24 protein-coding genes are annotated in these 24,618 nt (G+C 67.9%); 12 read left to right on the top strand and 12 right to left on the bottom strand.

Translation table 11 applies throughout. The features are described 5' to 3' along the window. Positions 1-228: 228 nt before the first annotated feature. The gene (locus tag AB0M24_RS09080; RefSeq protein ID WP_363763004.1) at positions 229-1,710 is read right to left on the bottom strand and encodes a CoA-acylating methylmalonate-semialdehyde dehydrogenase; all 1,482 of its coding nucleotides are present in this window, start codon (positions 1,708-1,710) and stop codon (positions 229-231) included. Further along, positions 1,707-2,990, bottom strand: coding sequence for an aminotransferase class III-fold pyridoxal phosphate-dependent enzyme (locus tag AB0M24_RS09075; protein ID WP_363763001.1), 1,284 nt, complete (start codon positions 2,988-2,990; stop codon positions 1,707-1,709). The genes AB0M24_RS09080 and AB0M24_RS09075 overlap by 4 nt, the downstream gene beginning before the upstream one ends. A gap of 106 nt (positions 2,991-3,096) precedes the next feature. Here AB0M24_RS09075 and AB0M24_RS09070 point away from each other — a divergent pair, with 106 nt between their 5' ends. Continuing rightward, entirely contained in the window at positions 3,097-4,689 is a 1,593-nt protein-coding gene (locus AB0M24_RS09070) for a PucR family transcriptional regulator ligand-binding domain-containing protein (protein WP_363762998.1), read from the top strand. Between the two features lie 30 nt (positions 4,690-4,719). On the opposite strand, the gene AB0M24_RS09065 is transcribed toward AB0M24_RS09070, so the two are convergent. After that, positions 4,720-5,160: a hypothetical protein gene (locus AB0M24_RS09065; RefSeq protein WP_363762995.1), complete on the bottom strand. Its 441-nt coding sequence runs from the start codon at positions 5,158-5,160 to the stop codon at positions 4,720-4,722. A gap of 127 nt (positions 5,161-5,287) precedes the next feature. Between AB0M24_RS09065 and AB0M24_RS09060 the strand changes: the two genes are divergently transcribed. Genes AB0M24_RS09060 through AB0M24_RS09045 form a run of 4 tightly spaced genes read left to right on the top strand, consistent with a single transcriptional unit; the run spans position 5,288 to position 8,556 of the window. Then, on the top strand, positions 5,288-5,995 hold the full coding sequence (locus AB0M24_RS09060; protein ID WP_363762992.1) for a MerR family transcriptional regulator: 708 nt from the start codon (positions 5,288-5,290) through the stop codon (positions 5,993-5,995). Positions 5,996-6,055: 60 nt separating this feature from the next. Next, positions 6,056-6,661, top strand: a complete 606-nt coding sequence (locus AB0M24_RS09055) for a class I SAM-dependent methyltransferase (RefSeq protein WP_363762989.1) — start codon at positions 6,056-6,058, stop codon at positions 6,659-6,661. A gap of 51 nt (positions 6,662-6,712) precedes the next feature. Further along, complete coding sequence (locus AB0M24_RS09050; protein ID WP_363762986.1) at positions 6,713-7,222, top strand: RDD family protein; 510 nt, start codon at positions 6,713-6,715, stop codon at positions 7,220-7,222. Beyond that, the gene (locus AB0M24_RS09045) at positions 7,219-8,556 is read left to right on the top strand and encodes an ATP-binding protein (RefSeq protein WP_363762983.1); all 1,338 of its coding nucleotides are present in this window, start codon (positions 7,219-7,221) and stop codon (positions 8,554-8,556) included. The genes AB0M24_RS09050 and AB0M24_RS09045 overlap by 4 nt, the downstream gene beginning before the upstream one ends. Here AB0M24_RS09045 and AB0M24_RS09040 read toward each other — a convergent pair. Next, on the bottom strand, positions 8,537-9,238 hold the full coding sequence (locus AB0M24_RS09040; protein WP_363762981.1) for a hypothetical protein: 702 nt from the start codon (positions 9,236-9,238) through the stop codon (positions 8,537-8,539). The two genes, AB0M24_RS09045 and AB0M24_RS09040, sit on opposite strands and share 20 nt — an antisense overlap. 144 nt (positions 9,239-9,382) lie before the next feature. Here AB0M24_RS09040 and AB0M24_RS09035 point away from each other — a divergent pair, with 144 nt between their 5' ends. The 6 genes from AB0M24_RS09035 to AB0M24_RS09010 all read left to right on the top strand — a co-directional run bounded on the left by AB0M24_RS09035 (position 9,383) and on the right by AB0M24_RS09010 (position 15,218). Then, the gene (locus tag AB0M24_RS09035; protein ID WP_363762978.1) at positions 9,383-10,891 is read left to right on the top strand and encodes an NCS1 family nucleobase:cation symporter-1; all 1,509 of its coding nucleotides are present in this window, start codon (positions 9,383-9,385) and stop codon (positions 10,889-10,891) included. After that, positions 10,888-11,730 carry a nitrilase-related carbon-nitrogen hydrolase gene (locus tag AB0M24_RS09030; protein WP_363762975.1) on the top strand — a complete coding sequence of 281 codons (843 nt, stop codon included), beginning with the start codon at positions 10,888-10,890 and terminating at the stop codon, positions 11,728-11,730. The genes AB0M24_RS09035 and AB0M24_RS09030 overlap by 4 nt, the downstream gene beginning before the upstream one ends. Next, entirely contained in the window at positions 11,727-13,112 is a 1,386-nt protein-coding gene (gene hydA, locus AB0M24_RS09025) for a dihydropyrimidinase (RefSeq protein WP_363762972.1), read from the top strand. Before AB0M24_RS09030 ends, hydA begins: the two co-directional genes overlap by 4 nt. A gap of 15 nt (positions 13,113-13,127) precedes the next feature. Then, complete coding sequence (locus tag AB0M24_RS09020; protein WP_363762970.1) at positions 13,128-14,120, top strand: TIGR03842 family LLM class F420-dependent oxidoreductase; 993 nt, start codon at positions 13,128-13,130, stop codon at positions 14,118-14,120. Positions 14,121-14,234: 114 nt separating this feature from the next. Further along, entirely contained in the window at positions 14,235-15,011 is a 777-nt protein-coding gene (locus tag AB0M24_RS09015) for a hypothetical protein (protein ID WP_363762968.1), read from the top strand. An 18-nt stretch (positions 15,012-15,029) separates the two neighbouring features. Continuing rightward, complete coding sequence (locus AB0M24_RS09010; RefSeq protein ID WP_363762966.1) at positions 15,030-15,218, top strand: hypothetical protein; 189 nt, start codon at positions 15,030-15,032, stop codon at positions 15,216-15,218. A 2-nt stretch (positions 15,219-15,220) separates the two neighbouring features. Here AB0M24_RS09010 and AB0M24_RS09005 read toward each other — a convergent pair whose 3' ends face one another. From AB0M24_RS09005 to AB0M24_RS08970, 8 genes are all read right to left on the bottom strand, one after another. Then, the gene (locus tag AB0M24_RS09005) at positions 15,221-16,168 is read right to left on the bottom strand and encodes an NUDIX domain-containing protein (protein WP_363762963.1); all 948 of its coding nucleotides are present in this window, start codon (positions 16,166-16,168) and stop codon (positions 15,221-15,223) included. Next, positions 16,165-17,277, bottom strand: a complete 1,113-nt coding sequence (locus AB0M24_RS09000) for a glycosyltransferase family 4 protein (protein ID WP_363762960.1) — start codon at positions 17,275-17,277, stop codon at positions 16,165-16,167. The genes AB0M24_RS09005 and AB0M24_RS09000 overlap by 4 nt, the downstream gene beginning before the upstream one ends. Beyond that, positions 17,274-18,176 (bottom strand): phosphatidylinositol mannoside acyltransferase, encoded by a 903-nt coding sequence (locus AB0M24_RS08995; RefSeq protein WP_363762957.1) that lies wholly within the window; start codon positions 18,174-18,176, stop codon positions 17,274-17,276. Before AB0M24_RS08995 ends, AB0M24_RS09000 begins: the two co-directional genes overlap by 4 nt. Continuing rightward, positions 18,173-18,775, bottom strand: a complete 603-nt coding sequence (gene pgsA, locus AB0M24_RS08990) for a phosphatidylinositol phosphate synthase (RefSeq protein ID WP_363762955.1) — start codon at positions 18,773-18,775, stop codon at positions 18,173-18,175. Before pgsA ends, AB0M24_RS08995 begins: the two co-directional genes overlap by 4 nt. Positions 18,776-18,872: 97 nt before the next feature. Continuing rightward, positions 18,873-19,712 (bottom strand): helix-turn-helix transcriptional regulator, encoded by an 840-nt coding sequence (locus AB0M24_RS08985; protein WP_363762952.1) that lies wholly within the window; start codon positions 19,710-19,712, stop codon positions 18,873-18,875. A gap of 307 nt (positions 19,713-20,019) precedes the next feature. After that, complete coding sequence (locus AB0M24_RS08980) at positions 20,020-20,568, bottom strand: HIT domain-containing protein (protein WP_363762949.1); 549 nt, start codon at positions 20,566-20,568, stop codon at positions 20,020-20,022. Continuing rightward, positions 20,565-22,571 carry a threonine--tRNA ligase gene (gene thrS / locus AB0M24_RS08975; RefSeq protein ID WP_363763078.1) on the bottom strand — a complete coding sequence of 669 codons (2,007 nt, stop codon included), beginning with the start codon at positions 22,569-22,571 and terminating at the stop codon, positions 20,565-20,567. The genes AB0M24_RS08980 and thrS overlap by 4 nt, the downstream gene beginning before the upstream one ends. A gap of 75 nt (positions 22,572-22,646) precedes the next feature. Then, positions 22,647-23,138, bottom strand: a complete 492-nt coding sequence (locus tag AB0M24_RS08970; protein ID WP_363762946.1) for a GNAT family protein — start codon at positions 23,136-23,138, stop codon at positions 22,647-22,649. Positions 23,139-23,188: 50 nt separating this feature from the next. Between AB0M24_RS08970 and AB0M24_RS08965 the strand changes: the two genes are divergently transcribed. Then, positions 23,189-24,541, top strand: a complete 1,353-nt coding sequence (locus AB0M24_RS08965; protein ID WP_363762943.1) for an alpha-amylase family protein — start codon at positions 23,189-23,191, stop codon at positions 24,539-24,541. The last annotated feature ends 77 nt before the right edge of the window (positions 24,542-24,618 follow it).

Here is a 24,618-nt window from a genome sequence, read left to right as displayed (position 1 = left end):
CGGCGCTGGCCCCCTGATCAGATTGGCGGGGTTTGGGGCAGAGCTCCCAAGGGGAAGCACGCAACCGGAACACGCCCTACGCAACCCGACCACCCGCAAGGCCGCGACTCGCAACCGGAACTCCGACGACGCAAGGCGACCACGCACGGACACAAACCCGCCAGCCGCCAGCGCAACAGGGGGACGGCCGACGCAACCCACGCGCGCGGCCGAAGGCCGCCCCACCCGCTAAACGTTCTGCGGAAACCCCAAATTCACCCCACCATGCGAAGGATCGAGCCACCGCGAGGTAACCACCTTCGACCGAGTGAAGAAGTGCACACCGTGCGGCCCGTAAGCGTGCGCGTCACCGAACAGCGACTCCTTCCAGCCACCGAACGAGTAGTACGCGACCGGCACCGGGATCGGCACGTTAACCCCAACCATGCCAACCTCGATCTCGTTCTGGAACCGCCGAGCCGCACCACCATCGTTGGTAAAGATCGCAGTACCGTTCCCATACCGGTTGGCGTTCACCATCTCAACAGCCTCGTCGTAGGACTCCACGCGCACCACCGACAGCACCGGCCCGAAGATCTCGTCGGTGTAAATCGTCATGTCCGTGCCAACATGATCGAACAACGTGGGCCCAAGCCAGAACCCGTCCGCGTCGCCGTCGATCGGGTGATCACGCCCGTCCACAACCAGCGAAGCCCCAGCAGCCACGCCGGCGTCCAAATAGGACGTGACCTTGTCCCGGTGCACCCCGGTGACCAACGGCCCCATCTCGCACGACGGCCCGGACCCGACCTTCACCTCGGCGATCCGCGACTTGATCTTGGACACCAACGAGTCACCCACAGACCCCACCGCGACGACCACCGAAATCGCCATGCACCGCTCGCCGGCCGAACCGAACCCGGCGGACACCGCAGCGTCCGCAGCCAGGTCCAAATCCGCGTCGGGCAACACGACCATGTGGTTCTTGGCGCCACCCAACGCCTGCACGCGCTTGCCGTGCGCTGTACCGGTCTCGTAGACGTACCGAGCGATCGGCGTGGACCCGACGAACGAGATCGCCTTCACCACAGGGTGCTCCAGCAGCCGATCAACAGCAACTTTGTCGCCGTGCACGACGTTCAGCACACCGTCCGGCAAGCCGGCCTCCGCGAACAGCTCGGCGATGAAGATCGACGCCGACGGGTCCTTCTCCGACGGCTTCAGCACCACCGCGTTGCCGCAAGCGATTGCCGTCGGCACGAACCACAGCGGCACCATCGCCGGGAAGTTGAACGGCGAGATCACACCGACCACGCCGACCGGCTGCTGGATCGAGTAGACGTCGACGCGCGTCGAGGCGTTCTCGCTGAACCCGCCCTTGAGCAGCTGCGGGATTCCGCACGCGTACTCGACCGAGTCGAGCGCCCGCTGAATCTCCCCGGCAGCGTCCGACACGACCTTGCCGTGCTCGGCGGACACGATCTCCGCGAGCTCACCCTTCCGAGAGTTCAGCAGCTCGCGGAACTTGAACATGACCGTCGAGCGCTGCGCCAACGACGCGTTGCGCCACGACGCAAACGCTTCCGCGGCCGACGAGACCGCAGCGTCCACTTCGGACACCGACGCGAAGGCGACCTGAGAAGCCACCTTGCCGGTCGACGGGTCGTAGACGTCACCAGCCCGCTCGGGTGCCTGTTCCCAGTGCTTGCCGTTGATCCAGTGCTTGATCACGCCTTCTCCACCGCCTGCGCCAGAATCCCCAGTGCCTCTTCGAGCTCGTCCTCGGTCAGCGTCATCGGCGGAGCCAACCGGATCACGTTGCCGTACAGACCGCCCTTGCCGACCAGCAGCCCGAGCGCCTTCGACTCGGCGAGCACGACACCGGCCGCTCCCGGGTTCGGCTCGCCCTCGGGCCCGACGAACTCGACGCCGACCATCAGGCCCTTGCCGCGCACGTCGCCGATCACCGGGTACTTCTCCGCCAGCGAACGCAACCCTCCGAGCAGCCGCGAACCCAGCTTGGCCGCGTTGGCCTGCAGGTCGTGGTCGAGCAGGTACTGAACGGTGGCCAGAGCACCCGCGGTCGACACGGGGTTGCCGCCGAACGTCGAGATCGAGTTCGCGTTGATCGAGTCCATGAGGTCGCCGCGCGCCACGACACCGCCGATCGCGAGGCCGTTGCCGAGGCCCTTGGCGAACGTCATCGCGTCCGGCACCACGTCGTGCGCCTGGATGCCCCAGAAGTGCTCGCCGGTGCGGCCCCAGCCGGTCTGCACCTCGTCGGAGACGAAGAGGATGCCGTATTCGTCCAGGACGTCCTTGAACGCGCGGAACAGGCCGTCGGGCGGCGAGGTGAAGCCGCCGACGCCCTGGATCGGCTCGGCGATCATGCACGCCACGTCGCCGGACGTCGTGGTCTCGATGATCTCCCGCAGGTCGTCGACGCAGGCCTTGATGTAGTCGGCGTCCGAGAAGGCCTTGAACGGCGACCGGTAGCGGTAGCCGCCGTGCACCCAGCTGACCTTGATCGGCGACAGCGCGGACGCCGACCAGCCGCGGTTGCCCGTGATGGCGACCGTGGCGAACGCACGGCCGTGGTAGCTGTTGCGCAGAGCCAGGACCTGCTCGCTGCGGCGCGCCTGCGTAGCGAGCATCAGCGCGGTCTCGTTGGCCTCGGTGCCGGAGTTGGTGAAGAAGACCTTGGCGTCGGGGATGCCGGAGAGCTCCGCGATCTTCTCGGCCAGCTCCACCTGTGACTTGATCAGGTACAGCGTCGAGCTGTGCAGGACGCCCGTGTCGAGCTGCGAGCGGATCGCGTCGCTGATCTCGGCGACGTCGTAGCCGATGGCGTTGGTCAGGATGCCCGCGAAGAAGTCCAGGTAGGTCGTGCCCTCGCGGTCGGTCACCCGGCGCCCGCTGGCGCTCGCGATCTCGATGGGCTCGTCGTAGTAGAGGGCCAGCCACTTCGGCATCACCGCGCGGTGTCGTGCCAGCAGCTCCTTGTGGGCCATCACGTCCTCCAGGCGTCAGCTCCTGCTTCGGAGTCTGCTGGGGAGTCGAGCCGGCCGCCATGCACAACCTGTACCCGGATCGGCTGGTTGGCATTACGTTGTGTCCATGTACCCGACCGTCGCCGAAGTAGTCGCTCTCCCGGTGATCCGGCAGGGTAAGCCGCGTTTGGTGGCCGGATCAGCGGGACTTTCGCGCCGCGTCCGGTGGGTGCATGTGGCGGAGATCGCAGACATCGCGCCGTTGCTCCGAGGCGGCGAGTTGGTGCTCACGACGGGCGTGATGCTGCCCGAGTCCGGCCTCGCCCGGTACGTCGAGGAGCTGGCCGCGGTGGGGTGCGCCGGGTTGATCGTCGAGCTGGGCCGGCGGTGGCGCGACGACGTGCCCACCGCGCTGGTCACCGAGGCCGAACGGCACGGGTTACCGCTGGTCACGCTTTCCGCCGAGACGAAGTACGTGGCCGTCACCGAGGCGGTCGTCGGCCTGATCGTGGACGCTCAGCTGGCCGAGCTGCGGGCCGCCGAGCAGGTACACGAGACGTTCACGGCGCTGACCGTCGCCGGGGCCGAACCCGCCGAGGTGCTGCGGGAGGTCGCGCGCACGTCCGGGCTGCCGGTCGTGCTGGAGACGCTCGGCCACGACGTGCTGGCCTACGACGCGGCCGGGCACGATCCCGTCGAGCTGCTCGACGACTGGGCCGCGCGCTCGCGGGCAGTCACGGTGACCGAGCGGACCGCGTACCACCAGGCCTCCGGCTGGTTGATCACGATCGTCGGCGCGCGCGGGGCGGACTGGGGACGGCTCGTGCTCGTGTCGCCGGAGCCGCCGCCGCACCGGCACATCGTCGTCGCCGAACGTGCTGCTTCAGCGTTGGCCGTGCATCGGCTCGTGGCGCGCGACCGGGAGTCGTTGGAACGTCAGACGCACCGGACGCTGCTGGCCCAGTTGCTCGGTCAGTCCCCGCAGTCACCGGACCTGGGCGCGCGGGCGGCGGCGTTGGGTGTGCCGCTGGAACGCCGTCAGCTGATCGGCGTGGCGGTCCGGCCGGTGTCCGTGCTGCACGGGCAAACGCTTGCCACACAAGAAGTCCTGCGCGATCTTGCCGAGGCCACCGCACTCGCGGGCCGACGGGTCACGGTCGCGGCGCTCGTCGGCGTCGTGGACGACACGTCGGTGCGTGCGCTGCTGTCGGTGCCGATGACCGTTGGTGTGGAAGGAGTTCTGCGCAAGGTCGCGCGCGAGATCCACCGCACGGCCGCGTCGACCGTGGTGATCGCCGTGGGCACGACCGTGACGTCCACAACGGACGTTCGGCGTTCGCTGGGCGAGGCCGCGCACGTGGCCGGAGCGGCGCTGCGGGCACCCGGATCCCAGCTCTACCACCGGTTGGACGACGTGCGGCTGCGCGGCCTGCTGCACCTGCTGCGCGAGGACGAGCGGGTGCGGGCGTTCGCGGACCGCGAGCTGGGACCGTTGCTGGCACGCGACAACGCCCAGGGCTCACGACTCGTGGAGCTGCTGCGGTGCCTGTGCGAGAACGGCGGCAACAAGTCAGCGGCTGCGGGAGCCGCGCACCTCTCGCGCACGGCCTACTACCAGCAGCTCAACCGCATCGAACAGGTCCTGGGCGTGTCGCTGGAAGACCCGGAGTCCGTGCTCTCGCTGTACGTGGCGCTCTTGGTGCACGAAATGGGCCCGTGAACGCGCACGGGCCCATTTTCAGCGTGCGACTCAGCCGTTGATGTCCGGCAGGGTGCCCGACAGCACGTTCGGGTTCGGCACCACGCCGTTGGTCGGCAGGTCGGACAGGCTCGGCGCCTTCAGGTCGCCGACGTGCGCGCCACCGACCAGGCCCTCGGCGTTCGGCAGCGCCGGGAGGGTGCCGAGCTCGGACGCGACCGGGTTCGGCACGGTGCGCTCCGCGGCCGGGACCTGAGCGGCCGGCGCCGCGACGTCCGGGTTGACCGGCGTGCTGATCTGGCCGAGCTTCAGGGCACCGGCCGAGTCGAGCGGGTTGGCCTGGGTGGCGTCGCTGACGATCTTGTCCGCGCCGATGTCGGGCACGCCGGCGGGGAGCTGCGGAGCCTCCACGGCGTTGGCCGAGCCGGCGAGCAGCGGGGCGGCACCGGCGGCGAGCAGAGCGGCGGCACGGAACAGTCCGGAACGAGACACAGTTTTCCTCAATCTGGTTTGGGGACCGATCTTCGTTTTCATCGGCGCATTTGGTTCGCGTATTTATCCGCTCGATCGTGTGATGAGGGCTTGAACCTCCCGTTGCGGGAGGTCCTACGGTCGTCGTGTGACCCGCTGGAGCATCGGTGAACTGGCCAAAGCGAGCGGACTGACGGTCCGCACGCTCTACCACTACGACGAGATCGGACTCGTGAGCGCATCCGAGCGCACGACATCCGGTCACCGTCGGTACACCCCGGAGGACGTTCGACGCCTCTATCAGGTGAGATCACTGCGCCAGCTCGGCCTTTCGCTCGAAGAGGTCCGGTCCGCACTGTCCCGTTCGGACTCGCTGCGGCCGATCTTCGAGGCCCAGCTGGCCGCGTTGACCGCGCAGGTCCAGCAGGTCGACGCGCTGCGGTCCCGGATCGCCGCGCTCCTCGACGGTCACACCGCAGAGTCCCTTCTGTCCACTTTGGAGATGATGTCCGTGTACGAGAGCTACTTCACCGCAGACCAGCTGAACGACATGCGTTCGCGCGCCGCCGCCATCGGTCCTGAGGCCGTGGAGGAGCTGAAGGCCTCGTGGCTGGAGCTGGTGAAACAGATCCGGCAGCACATGGCCGACGGCACTCCACCGACGGACCCGCGCGTGGTCGAGCTGTCGCGGCAGTGGGACGCGCTGGGTGCGAAGTTCACCGGCGGCGACCCGGCGATCCAGGCCGCGGCGCAGCGGTCGTGGGAGGAGAACAAGCCCGCGATCAGCTCGCAGATCGGCTGGCCCGCGGACGACGGCCTCGTGGACTACGTCGGTCAGGCTCGCGCGGCCCGTTGATGTTGCCGATGTGGCAAATTCCGCGGGTGCGGTTCGCTGAGGCTCGGTAGTACTTAGGTCATGCCTTCTGATGACCGTCGCCTTCAGGCCGCCAACCCGACCGGTTGGTTCGAAGATCTCTACGCGGAGGCCGAAGCCGGCACGGCCTCCGTCCCCTGGGATCAGCCCCACCCTCAGCAACACCTCGTCGAGTGGACCTACGAGGCTCCCGACGGCTTGGACCGCAGGACGCTGGTCGTGGGATGCGGCTACGGCCGCGACTCGGAGTTCCTCGCGGCACTGGGCTACGACGTGACCGCGTTCGACATCTCCCCCACCGCCATCGAAGCGGTGAAGGCGCGCTACCCGAAGACGAAGGTGAACTACGTCGTCGCCGACCTCCTCGACCCGCCCGCCGAGTGGCACCGCGCGTTCGACCTGGTCGTGGAGAACATGACGGTGCAGGCGCTGCCCGTCTCCCTGCACGCCGAAGCCACCGCGCGCGTCGCGTCCCTCGTCGGCTCGACGTTGCTCGTGCTCGCCGTCGCACGGGAGGAAGGCCCCGACCCGGACGGTCCACCGTGGCCGCTCACACCGTCCGAGATCCAGGCCTTCGCGACCGACGGCCTCTCCGCCCGGCGGGTTTTCCGCGACGAGGCGCGCTGGCTGGCGGAGTTCGGACGCTAACTGGCCATGAACTGGCCAACTATGAGCGAGTTCTGCCGAATAGCGTGAATCATGCTCGTTCGTCGGCTGATCGCCCGTCTGCTCGACTGGCTCCTGGTGCTGGTCGTGGCGTGGCCGTTGGTCCACGAACCCGTGCTGGTGGTGTTCTGCGCGGCTCTTTACGACGCTTTTCTGCTGCGTTGGAACACCCTCGGCAAGGCCCTGACGGGGCTGCGGGTCGTGGGCCCCGCGTCCGGCCTCGGTCTCAGACGGGTACTGGCACGCACGCTCATCACGACCGCGCTGCCAGGCGCGGGCGCGGTGCTCGTGCTGACCGGCCTGGGCTGGCGGGAACCGGCGCTGATGACGGGCCTCGGCTGGCAGCAGCCGTGGGTCGTCATCGGCGAACACCTGGCCGTGAGCTCGGCGGGGTGGCTCGCCTCGCTTCTACTGGTGGGCGGGCTGGTGCTGCTCGTGCTGTCCGCGGTGGAGTCGCTGGACCTGCGCGGCACCCGCACGTGGCACGACCGTCGCGCGGGCACGGCCGTGGTGCGTCTCAAAGTGGCAAACTCCCGCGGGTGAACCGGAACGAGGTCGGGGAGAACCACGGGAACGTGGTCCAGGCACACCACGTCGGCTCCGTGCACCTCACCTCGCCCGCGCCCGTTCCCACCGCGTTGAACGGCGTGCGTGCCGCGAGCGGGTCGTTCGTCGGCAGGGACCCGGAACTCGCCTCGCTGGACACGACAGGCCTGACCGTGGTGTGCGGGCTGGCGGGTGTCGGCAAGACCGAGCTGGTGCTGCGGTACGCAGCGAACTTCCCGGGAGACAAGCTCTTCGTCGACCTCCAGGACTACGACGACCAACGCCGCGTGGCACCGGCACAGGCGCTGGAGGAGTTCCTGATCGCGCTGGGCGTGCGGGAGATCCCGCCCACCGAGGCCGCGCGCGCCGCGTTGTTCCGGTCGGTCACCGCCGAGCGCGAGCCGATGCTCGTTGTGATCGACAACGCGAGGTCCGCGGCGCACGTGCGGCCGTTGTTGCCCAACAAGCACCGCACGATCGTGACGAGCCGGCACCGCCTGACAGGGCTGGACGACGCTGATCACCTCGAACTGGGCGTGCTGCCCGCGGACGAGGCCACGTCGCTCGTCGGTGACGCCGAAGTGGCCGAGCTGTGCGGACGGCTGCCGCTGGCGTTGCGGATCATGGCGGCACTGCGGAAGTCCGACCCGGACCACGACTGGGCATCGGAGCTGCGGGATGTGGATCTCGACCTGCTCGACGACGGCGACGACCGGTCGGTGCGCGCCGCGTTCGAGCTCTCCTACCGCGCGCTCACCGAGGAGCAGCGCCGGTGCTTCCGGTTCGCGGCGATGATCCCCGGTCTCGTGGTGACGTCCGAGACCGCCGCCGTCCTCGCCGGCGGCACCGAGGCGCGGGCGCGCAAGCTCCTGCGGGACCTGCGGACCGCGCACCTGCTCGAACCGGGCGACCGGCTGCACGACCTGGTGCGGGTGTACGCCGCGGAACGCGTGTCCGAGGAGGAGGACCAGGAGACCCGCGAGCAGGCGGTGTCGCGGTTCTTCCACCACCTCGCCGATCGCGCCGAGCAGATGTCCGCCGCGCTGCGCACGCCCAAGCAGGCCGAGGCGCTGCACTGGTTCGACAGGCATCGGCCGATGTTCCTGCTGACGGCGCTGTCCGCGATCTTGATGCGGCACATCCGCGAGGGTGGGCGGCTGGCCTGGGCGGTGCACGACTACCTCGAACTGCGTGGCCTCCTGCACGACCTGAAGATGGCCGATCAGCTGGCGCTGGACGCCGCTCGAAACCTCGGCGACCCCTGGATGACGGCACGTGCGCAGGCCCGTCTGAGGGACACCGGCAGGTACTTCACAGACGATTCTCGATGAACTTCAACGCCTCCGGCAGCACGCGGCGCCAATATCCGTCGGTGTGCTCGCCGTGGTCGAGCGACCCGGCCGCGCCGATTGCCTCGGCCATGTCCCGCGCACCGTCGTAGAACGGATCTTCCCGCCCGCACCACACGCCGACCGGTGACTTGATGCTGTCCGTGTGCCGCAACGGTTCGTGCCGCGCCCAGATCTCCTCCGAGGTGATCCCGGCGATCCGGCGGGCGTCGTCCCACGTGTGGAACAGCGCCGGGCTGATCGCTGAGACCGCCTTGAGCGGCTGCCGCGACGCGATGTCCAGCACGCCGAACCCGCCCATCGAGATGCCGATCGCGGCCTCGAACGGCACGGGCGGCTTCAGGTTCACCCAGTAGTCGTCGGTTCCGGCGACCACGGCACAGCGGAACTTCACACCGGCCAGGAACTGGGGCAGGCCGAGGTTCTGCCACCACTGGACGCTGCCGCCGCGCCCGTGCAGCGCGAGCACGGTCGGGCCGTCGGTCCCCATCCAGGCGCCCCAGGGGGTGGGCTGAACGGGTACTCCTGGCACGTCGGGCACCACCCCGTCGGGGCCTGTCCAGCCGAGCAGACGACGGCCCCTCGGGGTCAGCGCGCCGTACGTCGCCCCTGCTCCCAGCAGGCCCACCCCACCCAGCAAGACCGCTCGCCGTGGAATCCCCATACGAACCAGTGGAACACAATGTGCGGCGATCATGACAAGCGTGGACACTTTGACACTGCCACACCCAGGGCGGCGGACCCAGGATTCCGGGATGGAAACCGACCGCGTTCGCCGTGTTTCAGCAGCGTAACAGGGGGTTGAACGATGGCAGTCGAGTCCTCACCGCCCCAGGTCACACCTGACGGTCGCGTCGAGTTGAGCGACGTGGGTCCCATCAAGGACAGCAGGTTCTTCAACCCCGAGCTCGCGCCGGTTCCGATCGAGCAGCGGACCTGGACGACCTACAACTTCTTCGCGCTGTGGATGGGCATGGCGCACAACATCCCCAGTTACACGCTGGCGGCGTCGTTGATCGCCATCGGCATGGACTGGGTGCAGGCGTTCCTCACGATCACCCTGGGCAACCTGATCGTGCTGGTCCCCATGCTGCTCAACAGCCACGCCGGCACGAAGTACGGCATCCCGTTCCCGGTGTTCGCCCGTGCCTTCTACGGCATCCGCGGGGCCAACCTCGTCGCGTTGCTGCGCGCGTTCATCGCGTGCGCCTGGTTCGGCATCCAGACGTGGGTGGGCGGCAAGGCGCTGCACGTGATCATCGGGCGGCTGGCCGGTGACGGGTGGACCAAGGCGTCCGAAGTGGGCGGTCAGCCGTGGACGTTGTGGTTGTGCTTCTTCGGGTTCTGGGTCGTGCAGATGCTGGTCATCTGGCGGGGCATGGACGCGATCCGGCGCTTCGAGAACTGGACGGCGCCGCTGGTCAGCGTCGGGTTCCTGATCCTGCTGGGCTACGTGCTGGTCAAGGCGGGCGGCTTCGGGCCGATCCTGTCCACCGGCAGCAAGCTCGGCTGGGGGCCCGACTTCTGGAAGGTCTTCTTCCCCGCGCTGATGGGCATGATCGCGTTCTGGTCGACGCTGTCGTTGAACATGCCGGACTTCACGCGGTTCGGCGGGTCTCAGAAGAAGCAGGTCACCGGTCAGATCCTCGGTCTGCCGACGACCATGTCGTTCATCGCGATCGTGGCGATCCTGACGACGTCCGGCGCGCAGGCGTTGTACGGCGAGGCGATCTGGGACCCGGCCGACCTGGCGTCCCGGTTCGACAGCACGCTCCTGGTGCTCGTCGCGCTGATCTCGCTGGTGCTGGCGACGGTCTCGGCGAACCTCGCGGCGAACGTCGTGAGCCCCTCGTACGACTTCTCGAACGCGTTCCCCAAGCGCATCACGTTCGCGATCGGCGGCCTGATCACCGGTGTGGTCGGCATCCTGATCCAGCCGTGGCGGCTGATCTCCGACCCGAACATCTACATCTTCGCGTGGCTCGGCTTCTACGGCGGTCTGCTGGCGTCCGTGGCCGGTGTGTTCGTCGCCGGGTACTGGGTGATCAAGAAGACCGAGCTGCACCTGCAGGACCTCTACCTGGACGGCAGGGGCGCGTACTGGTTCAACGGCGGCTGGAACTGGCGTGCGGTGCTCGCGACGCTCGTGGGCTCGGTGCTCGCGGTCGGTGGCGCTTACGGCGGACCATTTCCGGCGGACGGGTTGATTCCGTTCCTCAAGCCGCTCTACGACTACAACTGGGTGATCGGCTTCGCGGCCGGTTTCCTGGTTTTCCTTGCTCTCAAGGAGAACACCGCAAAGGAGAAGACCAGGTGAGCAACATCATCCGGGCGGCGCTCGTCCAGCAGAAGTGGACGGGCGACAAGGAGTCGATGATCGCGAACGCGGTCGAGCACATCCGCAGCGCCGCATCGCAGGGCGCGCAGGTGTTGTGTCTCCAGGAGCTCTTCTACGGGCCGTACTTCTGCCAGGTGCAGGACGCGGACTTCTACTCCTACACCGAGGCGATTCCGGACGGCCCCACGACGCGGCTGATGCAGGAGGTCGCCGCGCAGCACAACATCGTGCTGATCGTGCCGATGTACGAGGTCGAGCAGCCGGGCGTCTACTACAACACCGCCGCGGTGATCGACGCCGACGGCACGTACCTCGGCAAGTACCGCAAGAACCACATCCCGCAGGTCAAGGGGTTCTGGGAGAAGTTCTACTTCAAGCCCGGCAACCTCGGTTACCCGATCTTCGACACAGCGGTCGGGCGGATCGGCGTCTACATCTGCTACGAGCGCCACTTCCCCGAGGGCTGGCGCGCCCTGGGTCTCGCGGGCGCGAAGATCGTGTTCAACCCGTCGGCGACTTCTCGTTCGTTGTCCGAGTACCTGTGGAAGCTGGAGCAGCCCGCCGCGGCCGTCGCGAACGAGTACTACGTCGGCGCGATCAACCGCGTGGGTGTGGAACCGTTGGGTGACAACGAGTTCTACGGCCAGACGTACTTCGTGTCGCCGCGCGGCCAGTTCGTCGACGAGGTCGCTTCGGACACCGAGGAAGAGCTCGTGGTGCGCGACCTCGACATGGACCTGATCACCGAGGTCCGCGACACGTGGGCGTTCTACCGCGACCGCCGCCCGGACACCTACGAGGGCCTGGTGACGCCGTGAGCACGCTGATCCAGAACGGCCTCGTGATCAACGCGACCGGCTCGCACGCGGCCGACGTGCTGATCGAGGGCGAGCACATCGCAGCCCTGGTCACGCCAGGGTTTGCTGTACAGGCCGACGAAGTCATCGATGCGGCCGGGAAGTACGTGATTCCCGGCGGCATCGACGTGCACACGCACATGGAGATGCCGTTCGGCGGCACCCAGTCCGCGGACACGTTCGAGACCGGTACGACCGCGGCGGCGTGGGGCGGCACGACCACGATCGTCGACTTCGCCGTGCAGCCCAAGGGTTCCTCGTTGCTGTCCACTCTGGACAAGTGGCACAGCAAGGCGGACGGCAACTGCGCGATCGACTACGGCTTCCACATGATCATCTCCGACGTGAACGACGCGTCGCTGAAGGAGATGGAGTCGTGCATCGCTCAAGGCGTGAACAGCTTCAAGATGTTCATGGCCTATCCCGGCGTCTTCTACGCGACGGACGGCGAGATCCTGCGCGCCATGCAGAAGGCGCGCGAGACCGGTGCCACGATCATGATGCACGCGGAGAACGGCATCGCGATCGACCAGCTCGTGGCGCAGGCACTGGCGTCCGGGCTCGGCGATCCCGTGCAGCACGGCCTGACCCGGCCGCCGGAGCTGGAGGGCGAGGCGACCTCGCGCGCAATCCAGCTGGCCAAGGTGACCGGCTCTCCGTTGTACATCGTGCACTTGTCCGCGGCGCAAGCTCTTGACGCCGTGACGGCCGCGCGTGACACGGGCCAGAACGTGTTCGCCGAGACGTGCCCGCAGTATCTGTACTTGTCTCTGGAGGACCTGGCCCGTCCTGGCTTCGAAGGCGCGAAGTACGTGGCATCGCCTCCGTTGCGCCCCAAGGAACACCAGTCGTCGTTGTGGCGAGGCCTGCGCACGAACGACCTGTCCGTCGTGAGCACCGACCACTGCCCGTTCTGCTTCAAGGACCAGAAGCAGCTGGGCGTCGGCGACTTCTCCAAGATCCCCAACGGCATGCCCGGCGTCGAGCACCGCGTCGACCTGCTGCACCAGGGTGTGGTGAAGGGCGAGATCACCCGCGAGCGCTGGGTCGAGATCGCCTCCACCACCCCGGCCCGCATGTTCGGCATGTACCCGCGCAAGGGCGTGATCGCACCGGGCGCCGACGCCGACGTCGTGATCTACGACCCGTCGGCTGTTCAGACCATCTCCGCCGAGACCCACCACATGGCCGTGGACTACTCGGCCTACGAGGGCTTCGACCTCACCGGCGCCGTGGACACCGTGTTCTCCCGCGGCCGCAAGGTGATCGCCGACGGCGCCTACCACGGCTCGACGGGCCACGGCCGCTTCGTGTCCCGCGACCTCAACCAGTACCTCGTGTAGAGAAAGGCGCATTCCGTGGACTTCGGCATCGTGCTGCAGACCGACCCGCCGGCGCGGGACGTGGTGGACGGCCTCCGCGCCGCCGAGGACTGCGGCTTCCGCTACGGCTGGACGTTCGACTCCTGCGTGCTGTGGCAGGAGCCGTTCGTCATCTACTCCCAGGTCCTCGCCGCCACGCGCGACCTGATCATCGGCCCCATGGTCACCAATCCGTCCACAAGGGACTGGTCGGTGACGGCATCGCTCTTCGCGACGCTGAACGACATGTTCGGCAACCGCACGGTCTGCGGCATCGGCCGGGGCGACTCGGCCCGCCGCGTGATCGGCCAGAAGCCCGCCTCGCTGGCGACGTTGGGCGACGCGATGCACGTGATCAAGGAACTGGCCGAGGGGCGTTCCGTCGAGCACCACGGCACAGCGGTGCAGATCCCTTGGGTGCGCAACGGAAAGCTCGAAATGTGGATGGCCGCGTACGGTCCGCGCGCGTTGAAGATGGTCGGCGAGCAGGCCGACGGCTTCATCCTGCAGACCGCCGACCCGGACATCGCCCGCTGGACCATCGGCTCGGTCAGGGAAGCAGCCGCTGCCGCCGGCCGCGACCCGTCCGCGATCACGATGTGCGTGGCCGCCCCCGCCTACGTCGGAACTGATCTCTCCCATCAGCGGGATCAGTTGCGCTGGTTCGGCGGCATGGTCGGCAACCACGTGGCGGATCTCGTGGCCCGCTACGGCGACTCCGGCGCGGTGCCCAAGGCGCTGACCGACTACATCAAGGACCGCGAGGGCTACGACTACTCCCACCACGGCAAGGCGGGCAACCGTTCGACCGACTTCGTGCCGGACACGATCGTCGACCGCTTCTGCCTGGTGGGCCCGGAGTCCGCGCACGTCGAGCGGCTGCAGGAGCTCAAGGAGATCGGCGTCGACAACTTCGCGCTCTACCTGATGCACGACGAGAAGGACAAGACGCGCGACGCCTACGGCTCATCAATCATCCAAGCGGTCTAGCTTCACCCAAGTTCACCCGAAGGTGGGTAAAAAACACGAAGTGCCCCATCGCCGCCCCCCGGTTCGCCAAAAATTGCCGAGCATTCACGGCAAAGCGAACCGGGGGGTCGCGAGATGAAGTCGTTGTTTCACCACCGAGGATTGTGCCGCGCGCTGAGCGTGGCGATCGCATTGGCGACGGGAGTGGCGTTCGGGACGGCCGGTGCGACCGCGAAAACGGCGCCCGCCGACGTTCCCGGCGAGGTCTCGGCCACCATGGAGAAGCTGGACAGGAGTTCCCAGGTCTTCGCGGAGGAGTTCGACCAGGCCGGTGCCGGCCTCGCCGCGGAGCTGACCGGCAGGGCGCGACAGGCGATCGCATCCGGCCAGGTCAGGGCGCATCTGCCGAACGGGGCCAGGTTCGACGCGGAGTCGGCGACGGCCTACACGTCCAAGGGCGGCGGCCCGTCGATCCTGAGGTTGCCGCTGGCGGGGCCGAGCCTGGCCAGGCCGAGCGTCCTCGGAGTCACCTTCGATCCGGGCAGCGGTGCGGTCCTGTTCACCACCGAAATGCTCATCACCGGCGCCGCCGACAATTCCGCACACGTGACCGTCTGGAACAACGGCGAACTGGCGCTCAACAAAATCACCACCGCCGACGGACAGGTTCGAGAGTCCGACGCCGCTCCGCCTGTCGCTTTCGCCGCCGCTTCCGACGGATTCTGGAGTCGGCTCAACGACTGCCTCGCGAGCCTTGGGATAGGCTGGGCCGTCGTGACCGCGATCGCCGTTGCCTGCTCAGCCGCGTGTGTGGTGTCGGCCGGTACCGGATGCCTTCTCTGCATCCTCGCCGCCGCGGGAATCACCAACGCCAACATCGCCGGCTGCGTCGCCGAAGCGAGCCAGGGCTAGGCCAGAGGAGGCGGCACCGTGAGCCCTCGTCAGAAAGTCATCTGCATCGTCAGTGCCGTGGTGATCGCTCTCGGCGTGATGCTGCCGACGATCGAGGGCTCACCGGTGCCCGCTCTGGTGGGCGTGCCGATCGCGGTGGTGGCGCTCCTCGCGTTCATCCTCGTGGTCGCCTCCGCGCGCTCCGGCTCCGGCCGCAAGCAGGACTAGGCCTACCGCACCGTGCGGGTCTGGCCGTCCCACTCCGCGGTGATGGCAGGTAGGAGTTCGGCCAGCTGCACCGGGTAGATGGTGTCCTCAGTGGACTCCAGCTCCTGCGCGCTCCACCACCGGAACGCGGAGATGCTGTGCTCCTCGACGTCGTTGAAGCCCGAGGTGTCGACGTCCAGGCCGTCGACCGCGGCGTGGAAGAACCACTCCTCCGCGTCGAAGGTCTCGCCGTCGAAGCTGAACACCGTGCGGCGGCGCCAGATCGGGCCCACCAGCGAATCCGGCGCGAGCTTCAGACCGGTTTCCTCGAAGGCCTCGCGAATGGCCGTGTCGCGCAGTTCCTCGCCGTCCTCGACGCCGCCGCCGACGGTGAACCAGAAGAGCTCCTGAGGGCGGGCCGGGTCGAAACCCTGGAACAGCAGCACTCGGCCCATCGAATCCGTGAGCAACACGCGGGCCGACGGGCGCGGGGTGAGCATGACCGCGTCGGACGGGGCCGCGGGCTCGGCGATCTCGAAGTACGACGGTTGGGGTGCGGTGCCGGACAGCCGCAGCCAGCGGACGATGCGGCGGCGGCGTTGGAGGAGGGTGTCGCGGACGGCGTCGTTGTGCACGCGGCGGGCGAGGACGACTCGTTCCTCGGCGTCCGCAAGCTCGGCGTTGAGCGCGGGGGCCAGGGTGGAGCGGTCCAGGGCGCCGAGCAGGCCGGAGAGCTCGTTCTCGGCCAGTTCACGCTCGGCACGAGAGGCCGACTCGGCGCGGGAAGCGGCCGCAGACAGCGCGGGGTCGAGCAGGGCGCGGGTGACGACGGCTCGGCGGGCGAGAGCGGCGTCCAGGGCGGCCCAGGCGGCGTCGGTGCGGACGTGCAGGCGGTCGAGGCGGTTGGCGATGCCCAGGATCCAGGCGGACAGCAGAAGTGCCAGGACGACAACGACGAGCGCGGTGGTCATGCCTCGCTCACCCTGCGCGGATCGGCGGCGATCGCCGTCTCGTACACCCGCAGCACCTGCGACGCCACCACCGACCAGTCGAAGGCCTGGACCCGCTGGTTCGCGAGGTCGACGTACTCGGCCCGCAAAGCGCTGTCCCGCAGCACCGACCGCAACGCCTCAGCCAGCGCAGCCGCGTCGCCCACCGGGAACAGCACGCCCGCCTTGCCGTCGTCCAGCACCCGCCGGAACGCGTCCAGATCCGAAGCCACCACCACGGTGCCGGCGGACATCGCCTCGGTGAGGATGATGCCGAACGACTCGCCGCCGGTGTTCGGCGCCACGTAGACGTCCACCGACCGCAGCATCCGGGCCTTCTCGACGTCGTCGACCTGGCCGAGCAGGTCGACGCGAGAGGCAAAAGGCCCGTCGAACGAAGTCTCGCCGCGCCCCACGACCAGCAGACGCAGGTCCGGGAACTCGGCGGCGATGAGCCCGAAGGCCTCCCACAACACCGGCATGCCCTTGCGCGGCTCGTCGTAGCGGCCCACGAACCCGATCGTGCCGCCGGGACGCGGGTAGCCGTCCAAAGTGGACGCCGAGGCGAAGAAGTCGACGTCGACGCCGTTCGGGATCTCGACCGCGTCGCCGCCGAGGTGCTCTACCTGGACGCGGCGGGCCAGCGCCGACACCGCGATGCGTGCCGTGACCTTCTCCAGGAACGGCTGCAGCACGCCCTGGAACGCCGACAGCATCTTGGAGCGCGGCGTCGAGGTGTGGAAGGTGGCGACGATCGGGCCGTCGGCGACCATCAGCGCCAGGAACGACAGCGACGGCGCGGTGGGCTCGTGCAGGTGCAGGACGTCGAACTGGTGCTCGTCGATCCAGCGGCGGACCCGCGCGTACGAGACGGGGCCGAAGGACAGCCGGGCCACGGAGCCGTTGTACGGGATGCCGACCGCGCGACCGGCGGACGTCACGAACGAAGGCAGCGACTGGTCGTCGTCGGCGGGAGCGAGGACGTTCACGGTGTGCCCGAGCGAGATCAGCGCGCGGGCGAGGTCGACGACGTGGGCCTGCACTCCCCCTGGCACGTCGAAGGAGTACGGGCAGACGATCCCGACCTTCACCGCGAGAGCCTCCGCGCCAACGCCTCGCGACGGCTCGCGGGCAGGTCGGCGAGCCAGAGCTTCTGCAGCATGTGCCAGTCGGCCGGGTGGGCGGCGATGTCGGCGGCGAACACGTCGGCGACGGCCTGGGTGGCGGCCTGGACCGTGCTCACCTTGATCGGCGGGTGGATGCGGAAGTGCCAGCCGTCCTCGGTGAACCAGCAGCCGACGGGCATCAGCGCGGCACCCGTCGTGTGCGCCAGGTGCGCGGGGCCCGCGGGCATCAGGGTCTGCTCGCCGAAGAACGTGACGGGCACGCCGGACGACGTCAGGTCGCGGTCGGCCAGCAGGCACACGACCTTGTTCGACCGCAGCCGCTCGGCCAGCACCGTCGCGGGTGGACGGTCGCCGCCGTTCAAAGGCAGCACCTCGAAGCCGAGCGTCTCGCGGAACTCCACGAACTTCCGGTACAGCGACTCGGGCTTGAGCCGTTCCGCGACCGTGGTGAACGTGCCGGAGTGGCCCACGAGCCAGACGCCGGCCATGTCCCAGTTGCCGCTGTGCGGAAGAGCGATGACCGCGCCGGTGCCGTCCTTCAGGGCCGCGTCGAGGTTCTCCACGCCGGACACCTGCGAGTCGCACTTCTCGTAGGCGGCGCGCAGGTCCATCGACGGCAGCCGGAACGCCTCGCACCAGTAGCGCGCGTACGACCGCAACGAGTCCCGCACGAGCTCGTCCAGCTCTTCCTCGCCCGCCTGCGGCACGACCCGGCGCAGGTTCGTGCGCAGCTGTGCCACGCCCGCACCTCCTCGTTTCGCGGCGAAGTCGGCACCGGCGTTGAACAACGCCCGCGCCACCTTCTCCGGCAGGAGACGGATGAGCCGCCACCCGGCCGTGTACCCGAGGGTCGCGAGGTTCACGCGGCCTCCCGCGCGGACTTCGCCACGGCGAGGATCCGCTGCAGCACCGTCGCCACCGTCATGACCGCCAGCAGCCACAGCGAGATCGCCATGAGGTGCGGCACGCCGAGCCCCTGCACACCCGCGCCGACCAGCGCGACGATGAACCGCTCGGCGCGCTCGGCCAGGCCGCCGTCCGCGGAGAGCCCGGACGCCTCGGCGCGCGCCTTCACGTACGAGATGACCTGCGAGGCGACCAGGCAGATGAACCCGGCCGCGGCGGTCCACCTGTTGCCCGTGTCGAACGCGTACCAGGTGAGCGCCGCGAACAACGCCCCGTCCGCTATCCGGTCGCAGGTGGCGTCGAGCACGGCACCGAACTTCGTAGGCCCCTGCGCGCGGGCCATGGCCCCGTCGATCAGGTCGAGCAGCACGAAGAACGTGACGAGAGCGCAGCCGAGGAAGAGCTGCCCGCGGGGGATGAACCACAGCGCACTGGCCACCGCACCGGCCGTGCCGACCACGGTGACGGCGTTGGGAGTGAGGCCACGCGCCAGCAGCCACGCCCCGATCGGATCGGTGACGCGCGAGACGGACGCGCGAGCGAAGATGTTCAGCATGGCGTGTCGCAGCCTAGCTGGACTGGTGAAACACGCTGCTCGCGGGATGCAGGCGAGCGCCGTCCGGTGATTGACAGCACCCGCGCGCGAAACCCCTCTAACCGAGTCGCCGGTGATCCTCGGCGATTCTCTTCAACAGCGCCTGCAGCTCCTCGCCGCGCACCGCCAGCCTCTCCAACTTGGTGAACAACGCGAGGTACTCGCGCACGTCCAGCGGGTCGGTGATGGTGGCGTTGCCGGTGAGCACGCTGACCGTGACCACGCGTTCGTCGTAGATGTGGAATCCGTGCAGGGCGACCACGTTCGCGTCCGCCGAGAAGGGCACGACACCCAGGCGGACGTTCGGGCGGCGCTGGATCGCGGCCAGGTGCTCGACCTGTTCCGCCATCAGCTCCGGCGAACCCATCCGCCAACGCAACGCGCCTTCGGACATCAAGAACACGAACTGCTTCGCCAGATCGTCCATCCGGGTACGCCGGATGCGCAGGGCGGCCACCGCGGCCTCCTGCTCCGACTGCGGCATCGTCCCCAGCACGATCCGCAGGTAGGGCTCGGACTGCAACAACTGAGGCACCAGGTTGACCTGGAAGAACCTCGATGTCGCGGCGCGGGCCTCCACGCGGCTGATCGTCTGCTGGTGGCGGTGCGCTCCTCGGTGCAGCACGACGCGACGGGTTTCCGCCTCCGCGTGCAGCGACCTGGCGAGTTCGACCAGTTCGATGCGCGTCTCTCTCGTCGCGGCCAGTTCCGCGACAAGACGCTCCACGTCGGTGACGGACGGGAGCAGCATGCCGTTCTCGATCTTCGACAGCTTTGACTGGCTCATCCCGGTGGCACGGGCGGTGGCCGTGCCGGTCATCTTCGCCTCGGTGCGCAACCGGCGTAACTCACGCGAAAGCCGTTCTCTCGCTAATCGCGAACGCTCAGGTGCGGTCATGTTCGCACCGTAACCATCTGTGCACGCATAGACGATCGGCCATCGGCGGGGACTTGACTCGCAGTTGACACCTCCAGGTGGGTGATCTCACCTACCTGGAATCGCTTTGTGCTGGCGATACGTCTCGATCGGTTGACTAGAAACACCCGAAAGTTGTAACGGAAGCTATTCCGTGCCACCTGGAAACCAACCAGATTGTCCAGTCAGGACAACGTGGGTGGTTTTTGTCACTCTTTTGTCCACGAATTTGGTACGGCTTTCAATCACACAGTTCGCTAAACGCCGTGTTTAGCGAATGCGTGATTGGTCAGTCGACGGCCTTCCAGCCCTCCGCCAGCAGGTCACGGGTCTCCCCGAGCAGCTGCGGCAGCACCTTCGTGTGCCCGATGACCGGCATGAAGTTCGCGTCCCCGCCCCATCGCGGCACCACGTGCTGGTGCAGATGTGCGGCGATCCCGGCACCCGCGACGACACCCTGGTTCATACCGACGTTGAACCCGTGCGGTGCCGCCACGTGCCGCGCCACCCGCATCGCCTTCTGCGTGAACGCGGCGAACTCCGCGGTCTCCGACAGAGTGAGATCCGTGTAGTCCGGTACATGCCGATACGGCAGCACCATCAGATGACCCGGGTTGTACGGGTAAAGGTTCAAAACAGCGAAGACCTCGGCACCGCGCGCGATGATCAGCCCCGCCGAGTCGTCCAGCTCGACAACGCGGCAGAACGGACAGCCCTCGGGTTCATCACCGAGTGCCTTGCCCTCGCCCTTCACATAAGACAAGCGGTGCGGGGTCCACAAACGCTGCAATGCGTCGTGGACCCCGACACCGTCCTGTTCCGAAAACTCAGGCGTCACGAGAGCAGTTCCGCCGTGGGCGACGCGTTCTCCCGGCGCGCGACCCAGTCGACGATCTGCTCGACAGCCCGCTCGACCGGCACGCCGTTGATCTGCGTGCCGTCGCGGAACCGGAACGACACCGCGTTCGCCTCCACGTCCTTGGCACCGGCCAGGAGCATGAACGGCACCTTCTGCATGGTGTGGTTGCGGATCTTCTTCTGCATGCGGTCGTCCGACGCGTCGACGTCGACCCGGATGCCCTTCTTGCGCAGCACCTCGCGCAACGCGAACAGGTGGTCGGCGTTGTCGCTGGTCACCGGGATGCCCACGACCTGCACCGGAGCGAGCCAGGCCGGGAACGCGCCCGCGTAGTGCTCGGTCAGCACACCGAAGAACCGCTCCACCGAGCCGAACAGCGCACGGTGGATCATGACCGGGCGCACCCGCGAGCCGTCCGGGCCGGTGTACTCCAGCTCGAACCGCTCCGGCAGGTTGAAGTCCAGCTGGATCGTCGACATCTGCCAGGTGCGACCGAGCGCGTCGCGGCACTGCACCGAGATCTTCGGGCCGTAGAACGCGGCGCCACCGGGGTCCGGCACGAGCTCCAGACCGGACTCGCGGGCCACCGACGCCAGCGTCTCGGTCGCCTCGTCCCAGATCTCGTCCGCACCCACGTACTTCTCGGGGTTCTTGGTCGAGAGCTCCAGGTAGAAGTCGTCGAGGCCGTAGTCGCGCAGCAGGTCCAGCACGAACGTGAGCAGCGACTTCAGCTCGTCGCGGATCTGGTCGCGGGTGCAGAAGATGTGCGCGTCGTCCTGCGTCATGCCGCGCACGCGGGTGAGGCCGTGCACCACGCCGGACTTCTCGTAGCGGTACACCGAGCCGAACTCGAACATGCGCAGCGGCAGCTCGCGGTACGACCGCCCGCGCGAGCGGAAGATCAGGTCGTGGAACGGGCAGTTCATCGGCTTCAGGTAGTAGTCCTGGCCGGGCTTGCGAACGCTGCCGTCCTCGTTGAGCTCCGCGTCGAGGTGCATCGCCGGGTACATGCCGTCGCGGTACCAGTCGAGGTGCCCGGAGGTCTCGAACAGGTTGCCCTTGGTGATGTGCGGCGAGTACACGAACTCGTAGCCGGCCTCGGTGTGCCGCTGGCGGGAGTAGTCCTCCATCGCCTTGCGGATGATGCCGCCCTTGGGGTGGAACACCGCGAGACCCGACCCGATCTCGTCCGGGAACGAGAACAGGTCCAGCTCGACACCGAGCTTGCGGTGGTCACGCCGCTCGGCCTCGGCCAGCCGCTCCAGGTACGCGTCCTGCGCCTCCTGCGACTCCCACGCGGTGCCGTAGATGCGCTGCAGCTGCGGGTTGTTCTCGTTGCCCCGCCAGTACGCGGCGGCCACGCGGGTCAGCTTGAACGCCGGGATGTGCTTGGTGGTCGGCACGTGCGGACCGCGGCACAGGTCGCCCCACACCTGCTCACCGGTGCGCGGGTCGAGGTTGTCGTAGATCGTCAGCTCGCCGCCGCCGACCTCCATGACCTCGCTGGTGTCGACGTCGCTCTTGATGTCGACGAGCTCCAGCTTGAACGGCTCCTTCGCGAGCTCCTGCTTGGCGGCGTCGACCGACTCGACCACGCGCCGCGAGAACCGCTGCGACCCCTTGATGATCTGCTTCATGCGCTTCTCCAGCGCCTGCAGGTCCTCCGGGGTGAACGGCTTCTCGACCTGGAAGTCGTAGTAGAAACCGTCCTTCACGGGCGGGCCGATGCCGAGCTTGGCCTCGGGGAACTGCTGCTGCACCGCCTGCGCCAGCACGTGCGCGGCGGAGTGGCGGATGACGCTGCGGCCGTCCTCGGTGTCCGCGGCGACGGCCTCGACCTCGACGTCGACCTGCGGGATCCACGACAGGTCGCGCAGGTGACCCTCGGCGTCCTTCACGACGACGATCGCGTCCGACCCTTTGCCGGGCAGCCCCGCCTCGCGCACGGCCGTGCCCGCCGTCGTCCCAGCCGGAACCACCACGCGAGGCGGGTTCTGGGCGACTGCTGGGCGCGACTCGGACACGATGACTCCTAGCTGGAAGTTTGGGTTTGCGGATCAGATGTTATCGGTGCTCAAAACCGACATGACGATCGCGTCGTAGAACTCGCCCTCCCAGAGCAGGGCGTCGCGCAGACGGCCCTCCTCGCGGAAGCCGAGCTTCTTGTACACGTGGATCGCCCTCTCGTTGAACTCGTACACCTCCAGGTCGACCCGGTGGAGATTGCGCACGTTGAACGCGTGGTCGAGAGCGTGCTTGAGCGCGATCATGCCGTAGCCCTTGCCGAAGCCGTCCTTCAGGAAGATCCGCAGGCCGGCCGACCGGTTGAACTCGTTGATCGTGAGCACGACCTCGCCCAGGAACTTCCCGTCCTCGGTGATGGCGCGGGTGTAGCGGTTCGGGTCGTTCAGGGTGCGCTCGATGTACGCCTCGCAGTCCGCGAGCTCGAACGTGGCGTGCGAGCCGGTCAGCTTCCTGACCTCGGCGTCGTGCGGGCCACCGTCGAGGATCTGGGCGGCGAACTCCATGCGAAGCGGTACGAGTTCCATGGTCCCATCGAACCTGGCGCGTCCACTCGGTTTCTGCTTAGCGTGGCCCGATGCGGTTACTGTTGGTCCTGGCAATGGTGCTGGGCGCTCTCTCCGCGCCTGTGGTCTCGGCGGCTCCTGCAGGCCCCCGAGACGTGATTGTTCAGCTCTTCGAGTGGAACTGGCGGTCGGTCGCCGCCGAGTGTCCAAGACTCGCGAACTACGGATACGTGCAGGTCTCGCCGCCGCAGGAACACGTGACGGGCCCGCAGTGGTGGACGCAGTACCAGCCCGTCTCGTACAAGATCGAGTCGCGGCTGGGCACGCGCGCCGAGTTCGCGTCGATGGTCACCGCGTGCCACAACGCGGGCGTGAAGGTCCTGGTCGACGCCGTGATCAACCACACGACCGGCGGCAGCGGCACGGGGTGGGCCGGGTCGCCGTACACGCACTACGACCACCCCGGCACGTACGCGTCGTGGGACTTCCACCACTGCGGACGCAACGGCAACGACGACATCGTCAACTACGGCGACCGGTGGGAGGTCCAGAACTGCGAGCTCGTGAACCTCGCGGACCTGGCCACGGACACGACGTATGTGCGCGACCGGATCGCCGCGTACCTCAACGACCTGCTGTCGTTGGGTGTCGACGGGTTCCGGTTGGACGCTTCGAAGCACATGCCGGCGGCGGACATCGCGGCGATCAAGTCGCGTCTCTCTCGTAGCGCGTACATCGTGCAAGAGGTCATCTACGGCGCGGGCGAGCCCATCGGGCCCGGTGAGTACACGGGCAACGGTGATGTGCACGAGTTCCGTTACGCGCGGGATCTGAAGCGGGTCTTCAACAACGAGAAGCTCGCGTACCTGAAGAACTACGGCGAGGGCTGGGGCTATCTGCCGTCCAATCAGGCCGTGGTGTTCGTGGACAACCACGACACGCAACGCGACGGCTCGACGCTGTCCTATCGGGATGGACGCCGGTACACGACAGCGAACACGTTCATGCTCGCGTGGCCGTACGGAACGCCCGCGTTGATGTCCGGCTACGCGTACTCGTCCAACGACCAGGGGCCGCCCCAGGACTCGTCGGGCCGCATCACGGACGTCTCTTGTGGATCAACCTGGCTGTGCGAGCACCGCGGGTTCGAAGGAATGGTCGGCTTCCGGAACGCAACGCGCGGCACGAGCGTCACAGGGTGGTGGGACGACGGGAACGACGTGATCGCGTTCGGCCGGGGCAACCGCGGTTACGTGATCATCAACGACTCCGACCAGGCCGTGTCGGGCAGGTCGTTCCAGACGTCGATGCCGGCGGGTCGCTACTACGACGTGTCGGGCTTCGGCGGCTACGCGGACGTTGACTCGTTCGGGTGGTTTTCGTTCACCGTCCAACCTCATTCCTCGTTCGCGATTCATACGTAGACGCAAGTGAGTGGTTTTTCGGATGCGTCTTGGTGGGCCGGGCGAGCAGTCTGTTGGCCCGGCCCGCCGCGTTAGGG

Origin of the sequence: Lentzea sp. NPDC051838 (assembly GCF_040681245.1) — a bacterium.
GTDB lineage: Bacteria > Actinomycetota > Actinomycetes > Mycobacteriales > Pseudonocardiaceae > Lentzea.
This window is presented reverse-complemented; position numbering and strand designations above follow the sequence as displayed.